We start from the raw sequence: 19,289 nt of genomic DNA on the forward strand, positions 1-19,289 counted from the left end.
ACACCCGCGTGACCGTGGCGTGCCCACCAAGGTGGGCACCTACCAGAGCACGCGGCGCGCGTTGGTGAAGGGGTCGGATCCCTTTCCGCAGGAAAGGGCTCTGACCCCGGGCGTGACCGTGGCTTGCCCACCAAGGTGGGCACCTACCAGAGCACCTACAGCAGGGTGCCGTGCAGGATCATCGCGGCGATGCTGAAGTAGATGACCAGGCCGGTTACATCCACCAGGGTGGCCACGAACGGGGCCGAGGCGCTGGCCGGGTCGAAACCCAGGCGCTTGAGGATGAAGGGCAGCATGGAACCGGACAGCGAACCGAAGGTGACGATGCCCACCAGCGCCGCACCGATGGTGATGGCCAGCAGCACCCAGTGCTCGCCGTAGTCGTGCAGGCCACCCAGCTGCCAGATGACGATGCGCACGATGGCCAGGCAGCCCAGGATCGCGCCCAGCACCATGCCGGTGGGCACTTCGCGCAGGGCCACCTTCCACCAGTCACTCAGACGCAGTTCGCGCAGGGCCAGGCTGCGGATCAGCAGCGAGGTGGCCTGGGAACCGGAATTGCCACCGGAACTCATGATGAGTGGAATGAACAGGGTCAGCACCACCGCGCGCGCCAGTTCATCCTCGTAATGCTGCATGGCGCTGGCGGTCAGCATTTCGCCCAGGAACAGCACGCTGAGCCAGCCGGCGCGCTTGCGCAGCATCTCGAAGAAGCCGATCTGCATGTACGGCTTGTCCAGCGCTTCCATGCCGCCGAACTTGTGCGCGTCCTCGGTCGACTCTTCAATCAGGGCGTCCAGCACGTCATCGACGGTGACGATGCCCAGCAGGTGCTGCTGCGCATCGACCACTGGAATGGCCAGCAGGTCGTGGCGGCGGATCAGCCGCGCTACTTCTTCCTGGTCCAGCAGGGCATCGACGGTGACCGGCGGGTTGACCTGGGCTACGTCCAGGATCGATTCCTCCGGCAGGCCGGTGATCAGCCGGCGCATGGTCACCACCTGCTGCAGCTGCTGGCTGGCCGGGTCCAGCACGTAGATGGCGTACACGGTTTCGCGGGTGCGCTCGACCTGGCGGATGTGCTGCAGGGTCTGGGCCACGGTCCAGCTGGCCGGCACCGCCACGAATTCGGTGGTCATCAGCGCGCCAGCCGTGTTCGGCGGGTAGCTGAGCAGGGTCTGGATGGCCTGGCGGGCTTCGCTGCCGAGCAGCGGAATCAGCCGGGCACGCTCGTCCTCGTCCAGCTCGTGCACGATGTCGGTGGCACGGTCGTCGGCCATCAGGCCCAGCAGCGCGGCTGCACGCGCCGGCGGCAGCGCCGCCACCAGTTCACCGCTGCGGTGCAGTTCCGGTGCTTCCAGCATCTTCACCGCGCGCGGCAGCGGCAGTGCCGCCAGCGTGTCAGCGGCGCGCTCAAGTTCCAGGGTGTTGAGGAATTCCACCGCGTCGGCGGTGTTGTAGTCGGCCAGGGGGGCGGCCAGTGCGGCGGCATCGGCCACCGGACGCAGCAATTGCTTCTGGTTCATGGATCTGCCTTTCGTGGGTGCGACCTCGCGCAACGCCAACGCAGGCAGACCGTCCCGATGTCAGGCGGTTGCCATGGCTGGCGTCGAACGAGGTCGACTTCTACTGTCGCTGGACATGGGTTGGGGACTCCGGATGGGTGTACTGCCGCAAGACACCGGCAGCGGCGGGCAGTCTGGACCTGCCCACTGCCGCGGTCAACCCCGGTTCCGGCGCTGGCCGGTTGCCGGTTGCGGTGCCGTTGTCGTTCGTGCACGGGCAGGCGCGCATAATGCGCGCAGGGCACTCCTCCGCCCTTCCCCCAACCGAACGGACGCGCCCCGGCCACTGCGATGACCAGGTATTCCCATGCATAGCGGTGGTCTGGAACTGGCACTGGTGCTGCTGCTGGCCGCGGTGATCGCCGTGCCGGTGTTCAAGAAGTTCGGCTTCGGCGCGGTGCTGGGCTACCTGGCTGCCGGCGTGGTGCTGGGCCCGGACGGGCTGGGCTTCGTGCAGGATGCCGACCGGATCCTGGGCGCGGCCGAGATTGGCGTGGTGATGCTGCTGTTCGTGATCGGGCTGGAACTGTCACCCTCGCGCCTGAAGGTGATGCGGCGGTCGGTGTTCGGTGCCGGTGCGGCCCAGGTGGCGGTGTCCGGCCTGCTGCTGGGCGGGCTGTTGCTGCTGGACCATTTCCAGTGGAAGAGCGCGCTGGTGGTGGGCATCGCGCTGGCCCTGTCGTCCACGGCGGTGGGCCTGCAGCTGCTGTCCGAACACAAGGCGCTGAACAGCGACCATGGGCGGCTGGGGTTTGCGATCCTGCTGTTCCAGGACCTGATCGCCATTCCGCTGCTGGCCGCCATTCCGCTGCTGGGCGGGGCGCGCAACCAGACCCTGCGCTGGGAAGATGTGGCGGTGGCGCTGGGTGCGCTGGCGGTGGTGATCCTGTGCGGGCGCCCGGTGCTGCGGCGGGTGTTTGGCGTCATCGCGCGCACGCGCAGCCCCGAAGTGTTCACCGCCACCGCCCTGCTGGTGGTGCTGGGCACCGCCTGGTTCATGCAGGAAGCCGGGCTGAGCCCCAGCCTGGGCGCGTTCCTGGCCGGCGTACTGCTGTCCGATTCGGAATTCCGCCATGAACTGGAAGCGCAGATCGAGCCGTTCAAGGGCCTGCTGCTGGGGTTGTTCTTCATTGCCGTGGGCATGGGCATCGACCTGGACCGCATTGCCGCCGAGCCCTGGCTGATCGCCACCGGCGTGGGCGTGCTGCTGCTGGTGAAGTTCAGCGTGCTGTATGCGATCGGCCGGGTTGCCCGACTGACAGCGCGGCAGTCGCTGCTGCTGGGCAGTGTGCTGTGGCTGGGCGGCGAGTTCGCCTTCGTGGTGTTCAACGAGGCGCAGCGCGCGCACCTGCTGGGCAATGCCAACCACGACCGGCTGGTGGCGGTGGTCGGCCTGTCGATGGCCATCACCCCGCTGTTGATGATCGCGCTGTTGAAGCTGCTGGGACGCGAGCGCGTGGCGCCGCGTGATGCCGCGCCGGCCGACAAGGTGGCGCCGGGCAACCAGCCCAAGGTGCTGATTGCCGGCATGGGCCGCTTCGGCCAGGTGATCGCGCGCCTGCTGACTGCGCAGAAGGTGCCGTTCGTGGCGCTGGAGGCGAACCCGGACACTGTGGCCGACCTGCGCCGCTTCGGCAACCAGCTGTACTACGGCGACCCGACCCGGCCGGAAATGCTGCGCGCGGCCGGTGGCGAGCGCATCGATGTGTTCGTGATCACCGTGGACGACCCGGAAACCAACCTGCGCGCGGTGCGCATGGTGCGCCGCCTGTATCCGGAAGCGAAGGTGCTGGCGCGTGCGCGCAACCGCCAGCATGCGTGGCGCTTGATGGACATGTCGGCCGAGCCGTTCCGCGAAGTGTTCGGCACCAGCCTGGAGATGAGCGGCCGCGTGCTGACCGCGCTGGGTGTGGCGCCCGATGTGGCCGAGCGCCATGTGCAGCGCTTCCGCGAGCACGACGAACAGCTGCTGCGTGACCAGTACCTGGTGTACGACGACGAAGCCGCGGTGATCCAGACCTCGCGCGATGCCCGCAACGACCTGATGCATCTGTTCGAAGCCGACGCCGAGCGCGACAAGTAGATCCACGCCGTGCGTGGATGAGCATGCATGCCGCCGTGCAGGGGTCAGAGCCCTTTCCTGCGGAAAGGGATCCGACCCCGCACCTCAGCCGTTGTCGCGCAGGAAGCGGGCCATGGAGGACACGCCGGGGACGCGCGGTTCGAATTCGCCGGCCACGTCGATGAAGCCGCGCATGACCGCGATCTCGCGCGGGCTGCGGTTCAAGCTGTCGCGGGCTTCCGGGTCGGCGCCGGCGCGCAGCAGGCGCTGCACCAGCAGCGGCAGGCCGTGCAGAGCGGCCAGATGCAGCGGGCCGAAGCCACGCGGATCGCGCACGTCCAGGCTCACCTCTTCATCCAGCAGGCGCTCCACCGCGGCCATCACCACCTGTTCGTCGCAGGCCGTGCCCGGCTCGGCGCGCGCGCCCAGCAGCAGCAGCAACGGCGTGACCGAACCGGCAGCGGCCTGGTCCGGCTCGGCACCGGCCAGCAGCAGGGTGTCCAGCAGCGCCAGCAGGCGCGAGCGGTCGCGCGCACTGAAACCGTACAGCGCTGCGCAGTGCAGCGGACCCAACTGCTGGGCATCGCCGGCATGCACGTCGGCACCGGCGGTCAGCAGGCGCGCCACGATGTCCGGCAGGCCCAGCGCCGAGGCCAGCATCAACACGGTTACGCCGCCGGGCAGGCGGTGTTCCAGCTGCGCACCGGCATCAAGCAGGGCCGACACGATATCCACCTGGCGCATGCTGACGGCCGCCGACAACGGCGTGGCACCACTGGCCGCGCCATGCTGCGGATCGGCGCCACGGGCCAGCAGCAGATCGACCACCGCCAAGTGGCCGCCACCGGCCGCGCGCAGCAGGGCCGTGCAGCCCTGTGCATCCACCGCATCGATGGCAAAGCCCAGATCGTTCAGACGACGCACGGCGTCGACGTCACCGGCCATGGCGGCGGCCGGCAGATCGCTCTCGCGCAGCGTGCGGCGCGGCAGCGGCCACACGCGCCAGTCCAGCCAGTCGGCCAGGTCGCGACGGCCGATCGACAGCGCCACGCCCAACGGAGTCTGGCCGTCGGCGGCGCGCGCTTCGGGCGATGCACCGTGCTGCACCAGCAGCTTCAATGCGCCTTCGCGGGCCAGGGCGGTAGCCAGGTGCAGGGCGGTCATGCCGTGGCTGTCGCGCGCTTCGCGGTCCACGCCGGTGTTCAGCAGGGCCTGCTGCAGGCGCAGCCAGCCCAGGCGCACGGCCAACGACAACGGCGGATCACCTGCAGGCGAAGGCGCGAACGGATCGGCGCCGCGTTCCAGCAGTTCCAGCGACAGCTGTTCCAGGCCACGGGCGGCCTGGTCGTGCTGTGCGCAGGCGGCCAGGAAGCGCGCCAGGCCACCCCGGCCGGCCGGGGACAGGCCACGCTGCAGCATCACCTGCAGCGCCGGCACGGCATCGATGCCACGCGCCAGCAGGGCGAACATCGGGGTGTCGGCGCAGGCATCGCGCACGTACGGGTCGGCGCCATGGCCCAGCAGCCAGTCCACTGCGCGCGGTTCCAGGGCCAGTTCCGGGTCCAGCAGCAGGCTGCCCAGTTCTTCGGGCTGGCACAGCCTGGCCAGGGCGGCCATGCCATCGGTATTGCCGAAGCCCAGCGCTTCGCGCAGCAGGGTCAGCGGCGGGCGGTCCGGCAGCAGGCCGCTGGCGGTGGCGGCATCGCCACGTTCGGCCAGGCCATCGCTGACGGCCGCTGGCAGCGGATAGCTGGGATCGAGCAGGGCCACGATCGCCCAGCGCCCGGCTTCGGCGGCGTAATCGACGGCGCGCCGGCCCAAGGGATCGCTGGCATCGGCGGCGATGCCCAGGTCCACCAGACGCTTGACCAGCAGCGGCGACACATCGTCGGCCATGGCGGCCAGCAGCACCGCGTTGCGGCCTTCGCCATCGACGGCGGTCAGGTCGGGCTTGTGCGGCAGCAGGTGTTCGATCACCGCTGCGCGGCCGGCACGGGCTGCTTCCAGCCACGGGGTGCGGCCCAGCGCGTCGCGGGCTTCCAGGTTGGCACCGGCGCCCAGCAGCACGCCGATGATGTCCACGTGGCCGGCCAGCGCGGCGTCGTGCAGCGCACTGCGGCGCTGGCGATCACGCGCATCGGCACGGGCCTTGTGCTTCAGCAGCAGCTGCACGCCGGCCGGGTCATCATCTTCGGTGGCCGCTGCGGCCAGCAGCACCGGGGTGCCCTCGGCCGGTTCGGTACGCGCGCCGCGCTCCAGCAGGAAGCGTGCAAGGCGCCAGTTGCCGACCTGGCAGGCCACCGCCAGCGGCGACCAGCCTTCATGGTTCAGCGCGTCCACTTCGGCAGCGGCATCGCGCAGCAGCGCGGCCACGCCGGGGTCGGAACTGCGTGCGGCATGGTGCAGCGGGGTGTTGCCATCGCTGTCGGTGGCGCGCGAATCGGCACCGTTGGCCAGCAGGGTCATCACCGCTTCGGGGCGGCCATGCCAACTGTCACGGGTGGCGGCCAGCAACGGGGTCATGCCGCGGTGCGGAGCGTTCACGTCGACGCCGCGGCCGATCAGTTCACGCAGCAGGCGCAGGTCCGGCAGCACCGCCGCCAGCACGGCCAGGCTGCGCTGGTCGCGCCAGCTCGAATCGGGCAGCGCGTGCGCGTCGGCACCGGCCTGCAGCAACTGCAGCGCGCGGTCGACACGGCCGTGGCGGGCCGCTTCGAACAGCGACGGGGTGAGTTCCTGCGGCGCCATGGCTTCCAGCGGGGTGCTGTCGGCCACGGCAGTGAACTGGGGTGCCGCGTCGTCGCTGGCGGTGTCCAGCACACGGCTGCGCAGTGCCACCAGCGGTGCCGGCTGCACCTTCTGCAGCAGCAGGTGCAGCGGCGGCGACAGCAGCAGCACGGCCAGCGCGGCCGGCCAGCGTGCGCCTTCGGGCAACAACTCCGGCCAGGCCGGCAACACCACCAGCGCGGCCAGCGCCACCACGATCGCGGCCACGCCCAGGCCACGCCAGGCGCTCAGATCGCGCCCGGCCAGTGCCTGCCAATGCGGGCCCAGGCCACCATCCAGACGTTCGACATCGTTCCACAGCGGCCAGGTACGCCAGGCCGCCAGCAACGCGGCGCTGACCAGTACGCTCAGGCCGAGCACGGCGGCCAGGCTGCCGCTGTCGCGCAGCGCCGCCAACGGCCAGGCCAACAGCAGGGCCAGCAGCAGCGGCGCAGCGAACCACAGCGCCAGCAGCGCCGGCACGTCCTGGCGCAGGGTCTGCTGCAGCGGCAGCAGGGCACGACTGCGCCGCCACCACGACACGCCCAGCGCGAACGCCGGCTGCGCCAAGGCGGCCAGCAGCGCACCCGGCAGGCCACCCAGGGCCGAACCCAGCGCCAGCACGGCGCCCAGCCCGAAGGCCGTCGTCAGGGCGCGCGAACGGGACAGCTCAGTCATAGTGGCGCGGCATCAGGCTGGCCACCGACGGCGGCACCTGCAGGTAGAAACCACGTTCGGTCAGTTCGCTGCGGACCTTGGCCGGATCGGCCTGGGCCAGGCGACGCGAAGCATCCAGCGCGATATCCAGCACGAAGGTGAGCGCGCCCAGCGACGCTGCCAGCGGCGCAGGCAGCGCACTGAAGTCATCACGACGGGCGAGATAGACGTAGGTGTCCGGCTTTTTTTGGCTTTTATAGACGTAGGCGTGCATGTCCGCGGGACGATAACCCGGGAAGAGCCATGATTGTGTCGGAAAGCCGGGGGCGGGGAAAGCCGTCACGCGACGATGGCGGCGCGATCGACGGCGTTTCCCCACCGGGGTTCAGCAATGTGGCGGCGGCGTTCAGCCAGCACCGGGCGCTGCGCGGGCCTTACTTGACCTTCGCGTAGGTGCCCTTCAGCGCCACGCCTGCCAGGATCGTGCCGGCATAGCATTCGTAGTTGGTGGCGCTCTTGAACTCGTTCTTCTTGTAGTAGCTGACGATGTCGACCACGGCGTTGGCGCCGCGCGACTTGGCGCCATCCTGCAGCGCGCGCAGCGCCGACAGGGCCACCCAGCGGCAGGCTTCTTCGTCGCTCTTGTTGGCGGCGTTGGTCTTCTTGTTGGTCACGTCCTCGCCCAGGCGCTGCTGCACGCTGACCGGCTGGCCGGCCAGGTAGAAGCGGACGCTGCCATCGATGCCGGCATCTTTGGCGGCCTGCGAATTGACCAGGTCACGCAGGGACTGCTCGACGCGGGTGTCGCGGGCCGAGGCGGTGGAGGACAGGGCCAGCAGCGCGGTGGCGGCGGCGATCAGCAGGGTGCGGCGCATCGGAACATCTCCTTGTTGGGGTGCGGGTACAGCGGGTCACTCGCTCCAGCGGCGGAACACCAGCGAGGTGTTGATGCCGCCGAAGGCGAAATTGTTGCTCATTACGTACTCGGCCTGCAGTTCACGGCCCTGGCCGGTGATGAAATCGAGCTGGCCACAGCGCGGATCGACCTCGCCCAGGTTCAGGGTGGGCGCGAACCAGCCGGCGCGCATCATCTCGATGCTCATCCAGGCCTCGAACGCGCCGCAGGCGCCCAGCATGTGGCCGACGTAGCTCTTCAGCGAGCTGATCGGCACGGCGTTGCCGAATACCTGGGCGGTGGCCTGGGTTTCGGCGATGTCGCCGTGGTCGGTGGCGGTGCCATGGGCATTCACGTAATCGATCTGCGACGGCTCAAGGCCGGCGTCTTCCAGGGCCAGGCGCATGGCCTGGGCCATGGTGTCGGCGCTGGGCTGGGTGACGTGCTGGCCATCGCTGTTGGTGCCGTAACCCACGATCTCGGCCAGGATGGTGGCACCGCGCGCCTGCGCGTGCTCCAGGTCTTCCAGGATGAGCGTGCAGGCGCCCTCGCCCAGCACCAGGCCATCGCGGCCGGCATCGAACGGGCGCGGGGTGGTCTGCGGCGCATCGTTGCGGGTGCTGGTGGCGAACAGGGTGTCGAACACCGCCGCGGCGGTGGCGTCCAGCTGTTCGGCACCGCCGGCCACCATCACCGTCTGCTTGCCACTGCGGATCGCCTCGTAGCCGGCGCCCACGCCCTGGCTGCCCGACGTGCAGGCGCTGGAGGTGGTGTAGACGCGGCCGGACAGGCCGAAGAACACGCCGATGTTCACCGGCGCGGTGTGGCTCATCATCTTCAGGTAGGTGGTGGCACTGATGCCATCGGTGGTGAATTCATGCAGCATGCGGCCGAATTCACCGGTGGCTTCATGGCTGCCCGACGACGACCCGTATGCCACGCCGGCACGGCCGCTGCGCAGCACCGGGTGCTCGTACAGACCCGCTTCGCGCAGCGCCACTTCGGTGGCGCGCACCGACATGATGGCGACCTTGCCCATCGAACGGGTGGTCTTGCGGTTGTAGTTCGGCGGCAGGTCGTAATCCTGCGCGGGCGCGGCCAGCTTGGTGTTCAGGCCGGCATAGACATCCCATTCGGGCATGCTGCGCACCGCATTGCGGCAGCTGCGCAGATGCGCCTGGATGGTCGGCCAGTCGTGGCCAAGCGGGCTGATGGCGGCGGCACCGGTCACCACGACGCGACGATCGGCGGCCATCAGATCATGCCCCCGTTCACCGAAATGACCTGGCGGGTGATGTACCCGGCCGGCTCGGACAGCAGGAAGGCCACGGTGGCGGCCACTTCGTCCGGGCGGCCGACGCGGCCGGCGGGAATCAGCTTCAATGCGTGTTCGACCACTTCTTCATTCAGCATGTCGGTCTCGATCAGGCCCGGGGCCACGCAGTTCACGGTGATCTGGCGGCTGGCCAGTTCCAGCGCCAGTGCCTTGGTGGCGCCGATGATGCCGGCCTTGGCCGCGCTGTAGTTGACCTGGCCGCGGTTGCCGGCCACGCCGGATACCGACGACAGGGTGACGATGCGGCCCGGCTTGCGACGGCGCACCATCGGCATGATCAGCGGGTGCAGCACGTTGTAGAAGCCGTCCAGGTTGGTGTGGATGACCTGGTCCCAATCGTCTTCGGACAGCGCCGGGAAGGCGCCGTCACGGGCGATGCCGGCATTGCAGACCACCCCGTAGTAGGCGCCGTGCGCTTCCACGTCGGCTTCCAGCGCCGCACGCGCGGCAGCCCGGTCGGCCACATCGAAGGCCAGCACGCGGGCCTGTTGGCCAAGCGCCTGGATTTCCGCAGCCACGGCCTGCGCTTCTTCAACGCGGCTGCGGCAATGCACCACCACGTCGAAGCCATCGCGCGCGATACGCAGCGCGATGGCCCGGCCGATACCCCGGCTGGCGCCGGTCACCAGCACACTCCGATTCCCTGTCATGCCTGTCCACTCTCCAGATAGGCCATCGAGTCGGCCGGTTCGAACACCGACACGTTGGCAACTGCCCATTCTTCGTCGCCCGCCAGGATGCAGCAGGCGAACATTCCCAGCCCATTGTCGCCCAACAGCTCGCAGCGCGCCTGTACGCGCAGACAGGTGCCGCTGGGGAAGCTGCTGCGGTGGCTGCTGTAGCGGCGGCTGCCGAGCAGGAAGCCCAGCTGCGGCGGGCGCCCGGCGGTGCGTGCGCGGCACCCCGCCCACGCGGCAATGGCCTGGGCCATGTATTCGATGCCCACCCAGGCCGGAATGCCGCCGTCTTCGACGAACAAGCCCGTCTCGGGCACGACCAGCTCGGCCTCGATGCCGTCATCGTCCCAGTGCACGATGCGCTCCAGCAGGCACATGTCCTGGCGGTGCGGCACCACCTCTTCAATGGCGTACAACGGCCGGCTCACAGGCGCTCCAGCGCCAGCACGGCGTTGCTGCCACCGAAGGCGAATGAGTTGCTGAGGGCGCGCCGCGGCGCCTGCGCCGTGCGCGTACCGGGTGCCACCAGCGGCAGCGCCGGCAGCGCCGGGTCGGCCACGCCGTCCCACCAGTGCGGCGGCAGCTGCTGCTGCGGGTTGTCGGCCAGCACGATCCAGCACAGCGCGGCTTCGATCGCGCCGGACGCGCCCAGCGTGTGCCCGGTCAGCGGCTTGGTGGAACTGGCCGGCACGGTGGTGCCCAGCACCTGCGCAACCGCCTGGCTTTCCATGGCGTCGTTGTGGCCGGTGGCGGTGCCGTGCAGGTTCACGTAGTCCACCTCCTGCGCGGCCCAGCCGGCACGCTGCAAGGCCTGCTGCAGCGCGTCGATGGCACCCAGGCCCTGCGGATCGGGTGCGGACATGTGGTGCGCATCGGCCGATTCACCCCAGCCGGCCAACCGCACGCCGCCCGGCTCGCGGGTCAGCAGGAACAGTGCGGCGCCTTCGCCGATGTTGATGCCACTGCGGTGCTGCGAGAACGGATTGCAGCGCTGCGGCGATACCGATTCCAGTGCGCTGAAACCCGCGACGGTGAAACGGCACAGCGAATCGGCGCCACCGGCGATGACGGCGTCGACAACACCGGTGCGCAGCATGCGTGCGGCCGACATCAGTGCCTTGGCGCTGGACGAACAGGCGGTGGACAGCGTCCATGCCGGGCCCTGCGCGCCACTGCGCTGGCGCACGAACTGGGCGGCGGTGCCCATTTCCTGCTGTGCGTAATCGAAACCTTCGGGCCAGTGGCCCTGCTCGGCGCGGGTGCGCAGCGCCTGTTCGGATTCACCGATGCCCGAGGTGCTGGTGCCCAGCACCACCGCCACGCGCGATGCGCCATAGCGGGCAATGGCCGCGGCAACCGACGGCGCGATCTGTGCCAGCGCGACGTCCAGCAGCGTATTGTTGCGGCCGCGCAGGGCGACCGGCAGATCGTCCAGCGCCGGCAGCGGCGTGCGCACTTCACCCAGCGCCAGGGTCTGCCCCGGCAGCAGCGTGTGGTTGTCGCTGAGCCCACCGGGGGCGTCGGCGAACAGCGCGGCGGCCACCTCGGCGCGGCCCGCGCCCAGCGCGCAGACCACGCCCAGGTCGTTCAGGAAAATCGGTGCGGTCATTCGTGCTGCCCGGCCATGTCGATCGATTCAATGCGCAGGGCGTAGCCCTCGGCGCGGTTGTCCAGTTCCACGCTGCCATCAGCGCGGCGCTGCAGCTGCAGCCACACCGTGCCGTCGCGTGAGAGCGTGCGCTGCTGGCCGTCGTCGGCCACCTGCCAACCCGGCGGCAATGCCGCGGCAATCGCGGCGGTCGGCCACAGCGCGAACTGCAGGTCGTCCAGCACGCGTTCGGCACGCACCTGCGGCGGCAGCCACGGCGCGCGCTGCTGGGTCAGCTGCTGGCCATCCCACTGCAGGCGCACGCCGGTCTGGCCCATGGCCTGCACCGCCAACTGCACCTGCTGGGCATCGGCTTCCAGCAGCGCGTCCAGGTCGCGCTCGTGGCTGCCGAAACGGAAATGCAACTGCTGCTGCAGCGCCAGCGGGGCCGGCAGACTGGCCGGCGGCAGGCGCAGCGGCGGCAGTTCGACCAGGGGCCGCGGCATGCGGCTGGCACAGGCGGCCAGCAGCACGCACAGCAGCACGGCCGTGAAACGGACGATCAGGCGCTGCACAATTCCTCCAGCACACGCATGCGGCGGCCGCTGTCATCGGCCACGTACGGGTTCTTGGTATCCCACGCATAGCCGGCCAGGATGGAGCTGATCATGTCGCGCACGGCAGGCTGCTGCTCGGGGTGGTAGATGATTTTCTGGAAACCGCCCTGGTACCAGGCTTCGACGAACCGGCGGAAGGTCTTCACGCCGGCGCGCAGCGGAATGGAGAACTCTGCTTCCCAATCCACGGTTTCACCGGCGTAGCGGCGCTTCAGGCATTCGCTGGCCAGCTGCGCCGACTTGAAGGCGATGGTGACGCCGGAGGAGAACACCGGATCGAGGAACTCGCCGGCATTGCCCAGCAACGCGTAACCCGGGCCCCACAGCGAGCTGACATTGGCCGAATAGCCGGTGATGCGGCGCACCGGCAGCACCGCCCATTCGGCGTTGGCCAGCAGGCGGGTCAGGTTCGGGTCTTCGCCCACGATGGCCTGCAGCTTCTGCAGATCGTCGCCTTCATAGCGTTCGAAGAACGACGGTTCGGCCACCACGCCCAACGAGCAGCAGCCGTTGGAGAACGGAATGGTCCAGTACCAGACGTCGATGTGCTCGGGGTGGGTGGTGATCAGGATCTTGTTGCGGTCGAAATCGGCCTCGGCCGGAATGTTGTCGCGCACGTGGCAGAAGATCGCCCCGCGCACCGGGAAGTTCGACGGCGATTCCAGGTCCAGCAGGCGCGGCAGCAGGCGTGCGAAGCCGGAGGCATCGAGGATGAAGTCGGCCTGGATGCGGTACTCGCTGCCGTCGGGACGGCGCACGCTGACCACCGGCTGTTCGCCCGGCTCGACCGCCAGCACTTCATCGCCGAAGCGCAGCGTGGTGCCCATGCGCTCGGCGCCACGCGCCAGCACGTTGTCGAAGTCGGCGCGCTGCACCTGGTAGGTGGTGCCCCAGCCCGGCGAGAACTTCTGGCGGAAATCGAAGGCGGTACGCGCTTCGCCGTGCACGAAGGCCGCACCGTTCTTGTACTGGAAGCCCGCTTCCACCACGTCCTGCAGCAGGCCAGCCGCTTCGATGTATTCCATGCTCTGCGGCAGCAGGCTTTCGCCGATGGAGAAGCGCGGGAACTGCTGACGCTCCAGCATCAGCACCTGGCGCCCCTGCTGGCGCAGCATCGCGGCGGCCACCGAACCGGCAGGACCGGCACCGATGATCAGGATTTCAGTACGTTCGACAGCATCCACAGCAGTGTTCATCGGTGCGTCCTTGTTGCTCGATCAGGTGGGAAGAAGGGAATACGGCGGTGCCGGCGTCATGCCGGCGGCAGGTCGTGCGGCGGTGGCCGGAACAGCGGCGAAATCAGCCAGACCAGGCCGATGCCGAACAGCAGGGTGAGCCCGAACGCGCGCAGCGCCGGGGTCTGCGACAGGCCGAGCAGGCCGAACGACAGCCAGGTGCTGGCCGCGCCCACGCACACCGCCAGCCAGGCACTGGCATCGCCGCGATGCTCGATCAGGAAGATGCCGTAGTCGATGCCCATGCCCAGCAGCAGCATCAGCGCCAGCACGTTGAACAGCTGCAGCGGCTGCCCGAACAGGCCCAGCAGGCCCAGGGTGAGCGCACCGGCTATCAGCGTGGGTGCGAATACCCGCCACGCCTGGCGGCGGTAGCGCAGCCACAGCGCACCGAACACCAGCGCGATGCCGACCAGCAGCAGGCCGCCCATCAGCTTGCGGTAGTGGCCCAGCAGCTTGGAGAAATCGGCGGTGCGATCGACCCAGCGCACGCCGGGCAGGCCTTCGGCCGCGCCCTGCAGGGTGGCCAGCGCATCGGCACGCGACAGGTCGTCCACCATCACCACGCTGACCTTCTGCCCGCCCACGCTGCCCACCCACAGGTGGCGGAACGGCTTGGATGCTGGCGATGCCAGGAATGCCTGCGCGGTCAGCGGACCGGCAGCGAAATCCGGGCGCGGCAGCGGTTCGCCCACCGCTTCGCCCACCGCCGACAACACGCCCGGTTCGACCTTCGCCGTCAGCGCGGCATCGGCCTGCTGGCGCGCCGGCGACGGCAGCCAATCGCTGATCGCACGGTAGCCACCGATGCGCTTGTCGTGGGCCAGCACGCGCAGGCGCTCGGTCAGCGCTTCTTCGCGCTGCAGCAGCTGTGCGTCATCTTCGCCCTGCACCAGGTAGAACTGCGCCGGGCTGGGCATGCCCAGCAACTGGCTCAGGCGGATCTGTTCGGCCATCAGCGCCGGCGGCGACGACTGCAGGCTGCGCAGATCGTCGTTGCTCTGCAGACGCGCGATGCCGATGGCCGACAGCGCCAGTGCGGCCACGATGAACAGCGTGACCGGGCGCGTACCGTGCAGGCGCGGGAAGCGCTCCAGGGTGTTGCCCAGCCACTGCGAGAAACGCGTCTGGCGGATGTCACCGCCGTCCAGCCACGGGAACCAGAAGATCACCGTCAGGAACGCGGCGGCCAGGCCCACCACCGAGAACAGCGCCATCTGCCGCAGGCCGGGGAACGGGGCCAGGCCCAGTGCCAGGTAGGCCAGCGCGCTGGTCAGCAGGGCCAGCCACAGGCCGGGCAGCAGGTGCCGCAGCAGCTTCCAGCGGCGGTCCGCCGGTTCGGCTTGGCGCGAGGCGAACCAGTGGATGCCGTAGTCCTCGGCCACGCCCACCAGCGATGCACCGAACACCAGGGTCAGCACGTGTACCTTGCCGAACACCAGCACGGTGACCGCCAGCGCCACGCCACAGCCGATCAGCAGCGAGGCGGCCACCAGCAGGATCGGGCGCAGCGAACGGAACGCCAGCCAGACCAGCAGCAGCACGGCGGCCAGCGACCCCCAGCCGATGGTGTTGATTTCCTGGTTGGCCTGTACGGCCGCGGCTTCGGCATGCAACGGCACGCCGGCATGCAGGATCTCCAGATCCGGTGCAGCCGCCTTGGCGGCTTGGCCGGCACGTTCCAGCAGGCCATCGATATGACGTTCGCCATCGAGCTGGAACGCCGAGCCCGGCGTATCGAACTGCAGCGCGGCCCAGTGCTTGCCTTCGGCTTCCAGCAGGCCATCATCGCCCAGGCGCAGGCCCGAGCCCTGTGCCTGCTGCTGCCACCACTGCGGCCACAGCGACAGCGGGTCCTGCCGCCAATCGGTCAGCCGCGGTGCGCCCATCGGCCCGTACAGCGCGCCCAAGGCCTGTTCTGCCAGCGCACCCGGTTCGGCCTGCTGCAACTGTTCGCGCTGGCCTGGGGTCAGCAGGCGGTCGCGGTACGGCGCGTAGAACGCGCGCGCCTCATCGAACCAACCTTCGATCGAGCCACTGGGGACCAGCAGCCCGCTGTCGGCATCGCCGGCCATCGCCTTGGCGAAGGCGGCCTGCGCGCGCTTGGCGGCGGCGCCATCGGTACTGCCCAGCAGCACCACCACCTGGCGCGAGCTGCCATCGGCAATGCGCCGGGTGACATCGCTCAACAGGCGATCGTGTGCATCCTGCGGCAACAGCGCCAGAATGTCGGTGTCGATCCGCGACTGTTCGCTCCACAGCCGCCACTGCTGCACGCCCAGCACCAGCAGCACCAGCAGCCAGGCAATGCCCAGCCAGTGCCACCAGCGGCGCAGGCGGTCCGCTCCGTTCGCGCTTCCCAGATCAGTCAAAGCGGCGCGCCTCGTCGGCATTCAGCGTGGCCGGTGCTTCGCTCAACGCGTTGAACTGGATCTGCGTGCGGTCCTTGTTGGCCTCCACGATCTGCACCTGGCGCACGTAGCGGTCGCCCTGCAGGGTCAGCGATTCGAAAGCCTTGGCCAGCATCGCCGACTTCGGGGTCAGCTTCAGCGTCCAGCCCTGCCCTTCGCGGCTGGCCTGCACGTTGAACTGGCTGGACAGCGCCTGCACGTCACCGCTCATCAGCGCGAACATGATCGCGTTCACCGAGCGCATGGCCGGCTGCTGCCGCGCATCCAGTTCGACCCGGGTGCTGCCGTCGCGCTGGCGGCTGAGGATGCGGTCGGCGGTGACCACCACTTCCGAGGGGAAGGGCTTGAGCGTGGTCCAGATGACGCCGTGCTGGCGCGCGACCACGAACTGGCCCTGCGAACGCAGCGGGTTCTTGAAGCCGCTGACCTGCTTTTCCTGGGTGAACTGGCCACGCAGTACGTCTGGCCGCGCCACCGCCTGGGTGATCGCATCCACCGCCGGGTCGGCGGCCTGGGCCAGCGGCGCGGCGGCCAGCAACAGCGCGCACAGCAGCGCGCGCGGAACAGTGAACAGGGTCTTCATGGTGCAGGCACTCCCAGGCGCTGCCACAGCACCGGCGGGCACTGGTACAGCATTTCCTTGCTGGCCGCGTCCACCGCGACCTGGATGGTCATTGCACGGGTCAAGCGCTGGCCGCTGCCCGCATCGAAGATTTCGTACTCGATCTTCAGCCGGTTCTCCCATTCCACGATGCGCGCCACGATGCGCAACGGCTGGTTGAACAACAGCGGGCGCACGTACTTCACCCGCGCATCGACCACCGGCCACAGGTAGCCCGATTCGAGCATCTGCGGGTAGTCGTAGTCGTAGCGGCCGAGCAGCGCGCAGCGCGCGATCTCGAAATATTTAAAGTAGTTGCCGTGCCAGACCACGTTCATCGGATCGCAGTCATGGAAGGCAGGGGTCAGGGTGATTTCCCCGACCAGTTCCGTGTGTTCATTCACCGGCATACAGTTCCCAGCGTTGCGCGCGGATCTCCACCAGCAGTTCCCGCAGTTCGCGATCCAGCGCGCGGTCTTCTTCGACCAGGGCGAGGCGCTGCCCCAGGTCGGCATACATGTCGGCCAGACTGCCATGCAGCTGCGCGTTCAGGCCAACCCGTTCGCGCAAGGCCAGGCCCTGGCGGGCGGCGATCAGCATCGCGGCCACCACCTGCTCGGTCAGTTCGATCACGCGCAGGCAGTCGCGCGCGGCGATGGTGCCCATGCTGACCTTGTCCTGGTTGTGGCATTCGGTCGAACGCGAGAACACGCTGGCCGGCATGGTCTGCTTCAGGGCTTCGGCGGTCCACGCCGACACGCTGATCTGCAGCGCCTTCAGGCCATGGTTGATGGCCGCGCGCGGGCCGGTGGCCGCCGACAGGTTGGCCGGCAGGCCGTGGTTGTAGCGGGCGTCGACCACCAGCGCCAGCTGCCGGTCCAGCAGGTCGGCCACGTTGGCCACGGTGTTCTTCAGCGTATCCATCGCCAGCGCGATGTGGCCGCCGTAGAAATGACCGCCATGCAGGATGCGCTCGCCGTCGGCATCGATCAGCGGGTTGTCGTTGGCGCTGTTCAGTTCGGTTTCGATCAGCTGGCGCAGGAACGGCAGGCTGTCTTCCAGCACACCGATCACGTGCGGCGCGCAGCGCAGCGAATAGCGGTCCTGCAGGCGCTGTTCGTTGCGCGGCGGGCGCTCGCTGTGCAGGTCGCTGCGCAGGCGCGCGGCAATGCGGCCCTGGCCGGGGTGCGGCTTGGCGGCGAACAGGGTTTCATCGAAGTGGTGCGCGTTGCCGTCGCTGGACAACACGTTGAAGGCAGTCAGGCGCGTGGCCATGCGGGCCAGGTAGTCGGCGCGCTGCCAGGCCAGGCAGGCCAGGCCGGTCATCACCGCGGTGCCGTTCATGATCGCCAGGCCTTCCTTCGGGCGCAGCTTCAGCGGGGTCATGCCGATCTTCGCCAGCACCGGACCGGCCGCCTGTACCTGGCCTTCGAACAGCACCTCGCGCTCGCCACACAGCACGGCGGCCACGTAGGACAGCGGGGTCAGGTCACCACTGGCGCCGACCGAGCCTTCGGCCGGAATCAGCGGCAGCACGTCGTGCTGCAGCAGGGTGGCCAGGCCTTCCAGCAGCGGCACGCTGACGCCGGACATGCCACGCACCAGCGAGGCCAGGCGCGCGGCCAGCACGGCACGCGTTTCCGCCGGGTCCAGGTAACGGCCCAGGCCGCAGCCGTGGTAGGTGTACAGGTGGTGCGGCAGCTCGGCCACCAGCGCCGGCGGAATGTTCACCGTGCACGAATCACCGTAGCCGGTGGTCACGCCATAGATCACCCCATCCTCGCGCAGCAGGCGGTCGAGGAAATCGGCGCCGCGCTGGATGTGCGCGCGGAACGCGGGCGCCTCACTCAGGGCGGCCTCGCACTGGCGCTGGGCCAGCGCCACCACGTCTTCAATGGTCAGCGGTGCATCACCGAAACGGCATACGGGTACGGAGTCAGTCGTCATGGGGGGCCTGATCCCAGAAGGGGAAGAAATTGAACCAGTCCAACGGGGACTGGATGACCTGGAGTTCCAGCCAGCGCGCGAAGCGCTGCGCCTGTTCGGCCAGGGCGGCATCACGCGAACCGCGCGGCAGCACCACGCGTTCGGCGAACTGTTCAAACGCCACGCGATAGCCATCGCCATCGTGCAGGCAGGACATGGTGTAGACCGGGCAGGCCAGCGCAGAGGCCAGCACATAGGCACCGATCGGGAACGGCGCGCGGTGGCCCAGGAAATCGGCCATCACGCTGCGCCCGCCCTGCACCGGCACGCGGTCGCCGACGATGGCCACGAAGCCACCGGAAGCGACCTTGTCGGCCAGCAGCATCGCCGTGGCTGGGCCCATTTCGGTCACCTGCACCAGCTCCACCGCGGCCAGCGGGTCCAGCCGCTGCAGCAGGCGGTTGAAGCGCTGCGCATGGGCGGTGTGGACCAGCACGGTAATGCGGAAGCCGGGCACCTGTTCGGCCAGCACCTGGCACAGTTCCAGGCAGCCGATATGCGCGGTCAGGATCAGGCCGCCTTCGCGGCGCGCGATCTTGCCCAGCACCAGGTCGCGCTGCAGGTGGATGCGTTCGGGCGGGTAGCGCCCGCCCAGGCCCAGCAGCTTGTCCAGCAGGGTATCGGCGAAGCTGAAGAAGTGGCGCAGGCTGTCGCGCCAGGTGGGCGCATGGCCCAGCGCGCCGCTGTGCGCCTGCAGCCGCTGCAGGTACTGCATCGACGCCTGGCGGCCGACACGGTTGCCCAGCCAGTGGCAGGCCACCACCGGCCACACGCACAGGTGGAACGGCCAGCGCCCGAACCAGCGGTGCACCCAGCACAGGAACAGCACACCGGCCACCGAGGTGGATTCGCCGATGTCGGCCCAATGCGGTGCGTCCTGCGTGCGCGCCATG

16 protein-coding genes are annotated in these 19,289 nt (G+C 69.2%); 1 reads left to right on the forward strand and 15 read right to left on the reverse strand.

All coding sequences use genetic code 11. The annotated features are described in order from the left end of the window. Positions 1–155 precede the first annotated feature (155 nt). Positions 156–1,526, reverse strand: a complete 1,371-nt coding sequence (gene mgtE / locus C1933_RS19320; RefSeq protein ID WP_108754562.1) for a magnesium transporter — start codon at positions 1,524–1,526, stop codon at positions 156–158. Positions 1,527–1,872: 346 nt separating this feature from the next. On the opposite strand from mgtE, the gene C1933_RS19330 reads away from it, so the two are divergent. Then, a complete protein-coding gene (locus C1933_RS19330) occupies positions 1,873–3,648 on the forward strand; it encodes a monovalent cation:proton antiporter-2 (CPA2) family protein (protein ID WP_108754563.1) in 1,776 nt (591 codons plus the stop codon). An 84-nt stretch (positions 3,649–3,732) separates the two neighbouring features. Here C1933_RS19330 and C1933_RS19335 read toward each other — a convergent pair whose 3' ends face one another. The 14 genes from C1933_RS19335 to C1933_RS19400 form a co-directional block, all read right to left on the reverse strand. After that, the gene (locus C1933_RS19335; protein WP_108754564.1) at positions 3,733–7,071 is read right to left on the reverse strand and encodes an ankyrin repeat domain-containing protein; all 3,339 of its coding nucleotides are present in this window, start codon (positions 7,069–7,071) and stop codon (positions 3,733–3,735) included. Further along, positions 7,064–7,324: a YcgL domain-containing protein gene (locus C1933_RS19340; protein ID WP_108754565.1), complete on the reverse strand. Its 261-nt coding sequence runs from the start codon at positions 7,322–7,324 to the stop codon at positions 7,064–7,066. The genes C1933_RS19335 and C1933_RS19340 overlap by 8 nt, the downstream gene beginning before the upstream one ends. Positions 7,325–7,484: 160 nt before the next feature. Then, positions 7,485–7,925 (reverse strand): excinuclease ATPase subunit, encoded by a 441-nt coding sequence (locus C1933_RS19345; RefSeq protein ID WP_108754566.1) that lies wholly within the window; start codon positions 7,923–7,925, stop codon positions 7,485–7,487. A gap of 36 nt (positions 7,926–7,961) precedes the next feature. Further along, entirely contained in the window at positions 7,962–9,200 is a 1,239-nt protein-coding gene (locus C1933_RS19350; RefSeq protein ID WP_108754567.1) for a beta-ketoacyl-ACP synthase, read from the reverse strand. Then, positions 9,200–9,931: a 3-ketoacyl-ACP reductase FabG2 gene (locus C1933_RS19355; protein WP_108754568.1), complete on the reverse strand. Its 732-nt coding sequence runs from the start codon at positions 9,929–9,931 to the stop codon at positions 9,200–9,202. The genes C1933_RS19350 and C1933_RS19355 overlap by 1 nt, the downstream gene beginning before the upstream one ends. Next, positions 9,928–10,335, reverse strand: coding sequence for a hypothetical protein (locus C1933_RS19360; RefSeq protein WP_108754897.1), 408 nt, complete (start codon positions 10,333–10,335; stop codon positions 9,928–9,930). The genes C1933_RS19355 and C1933_RS19360 overlap by 4 nt, the downstream gene beginning before the upstream one ends. Before the next feature lie 47 nt (positions 10,336–10,382). Further along, positions 10,383–11,567: a beta-ketoacyl-[acyl-carrier-protein] synthase family protein gene (locus tag C1933_RS19365; protein WP_108754569.1), complete on the reverse strand. Its 1,185-nt coding sequence runs from the start codon at positions 11,565–11,567 to the stop codon at positions 10,383–10,385. After that, positions 11,564–12,121 (reverse strand): DUF3261 domain-containing protein, encoded by a 558-nt coding sequence (locus tag C1933_RS19370; RefSeq protein WP_108754570.1) that lies wholly within the window; start codon positions 12,119–12,121, stop codon positions 11,564–11,566. Before C1933_RS19370 ends, C1933_RS19365 begins: the two co-directional genes overlap by 4 nt. Next, positions 12,109–13,359, reverse strand: coding sequence for an NAD(P)/FAD-dependent oxidoreductase (locus C1933_RS19375; RefSeq protein WP_108754571.1), 1,251 nt, complete (start codon positions 13,357–13,359; stop codon positions 12,109–12,111). Before C1933_RS19375 ends, C1933_RS19370 begins: the two co-directional genes overlap by 13 nt. Before the next feature lie 56 nt (positions 13,360–13,415). After that, positions 13,416–15,770 carry an MMPL family transporter gene (locus C1933_RS19380; protein WP_199911392.1) on the reverse strand — a complete coding sequence of 785 codons (2,355 nt, stop codon included), beginning with the start codon at positions 15,768–15,770 and terminating at the stop codon, positions 13,416–13,418. Next, positions 15,763–16,392 (reverse strand): outer membrane lipoprotein carrier protein LolA, encoded by a 630-nt coding sequence (locus C1933_RS19385; protein WP_108754573.1) that lies wholly within the window; start codon positions 16,390–16,392, stop codon positions 15,763–15,765. Before C1933_RS19385 ends, C1933_RS19380 begins: the two co-directional genes overlap by 8 nt. Next, positions 16,389–16,820 (reverse strand): acyl-CoA thioesterase, encoded by a 432-nt coding sequence (locus tag C1933_RS19390; protein WP_108751320.1) that lies wholly within the window; start codon positions 16,818–16,820, stop codon positions 16,389–16,391. The genes C1933_RS19385 and C1933_RS19390 overlap by 4 nt, the downstream gene beginning before the upstream one ends. Beyond that, positions 16,807–18,357: an aromatic amino acid ammonia-lyase gene (locus C1933_RS19395; RefSeq protein ID WP_108754574.1), complete on the reverse strand. Its 1,551-nt coding sequence runs from the start codon at positions 18,355–18,357 to the stop codon at positions 16,807–16,809. The genes C1933_RS19390 and C1933_RS19395 overlap by 14 nt, the downstream gene beginning before the upstream one ends. Further along, positions 18,347–19,288 carry an acyltransferase gene (locus C1933_RS19400; RefSeq protein ID WP_108754575.1) on the reverse strand — a complete coding sequence of 314 codons (942 nt, stop codon included), beginning with the start codon at positions 19,286–19,288 and terminating at the stop codon, positions 18,347–18,349. The genes C1933_RS19395 and C1933_RS19400 overlap by 11 nt, the downstream gene beginning before the upstream one ends. Between the last annotated feature and the right edge of the window lies 1 nt (position 19,289).

This window comes from Stenotrophomonas sp. ZAC14D2_NAIMI4_6 (assembly GCF_003086875.1).
Taxonomy (GTDB): domain Bacteria; phylum Pseudomonadota; class Gammaproteobacteria; order Xanthomonadales; family Xanthomonadaceae; genus Stenotrophomonas.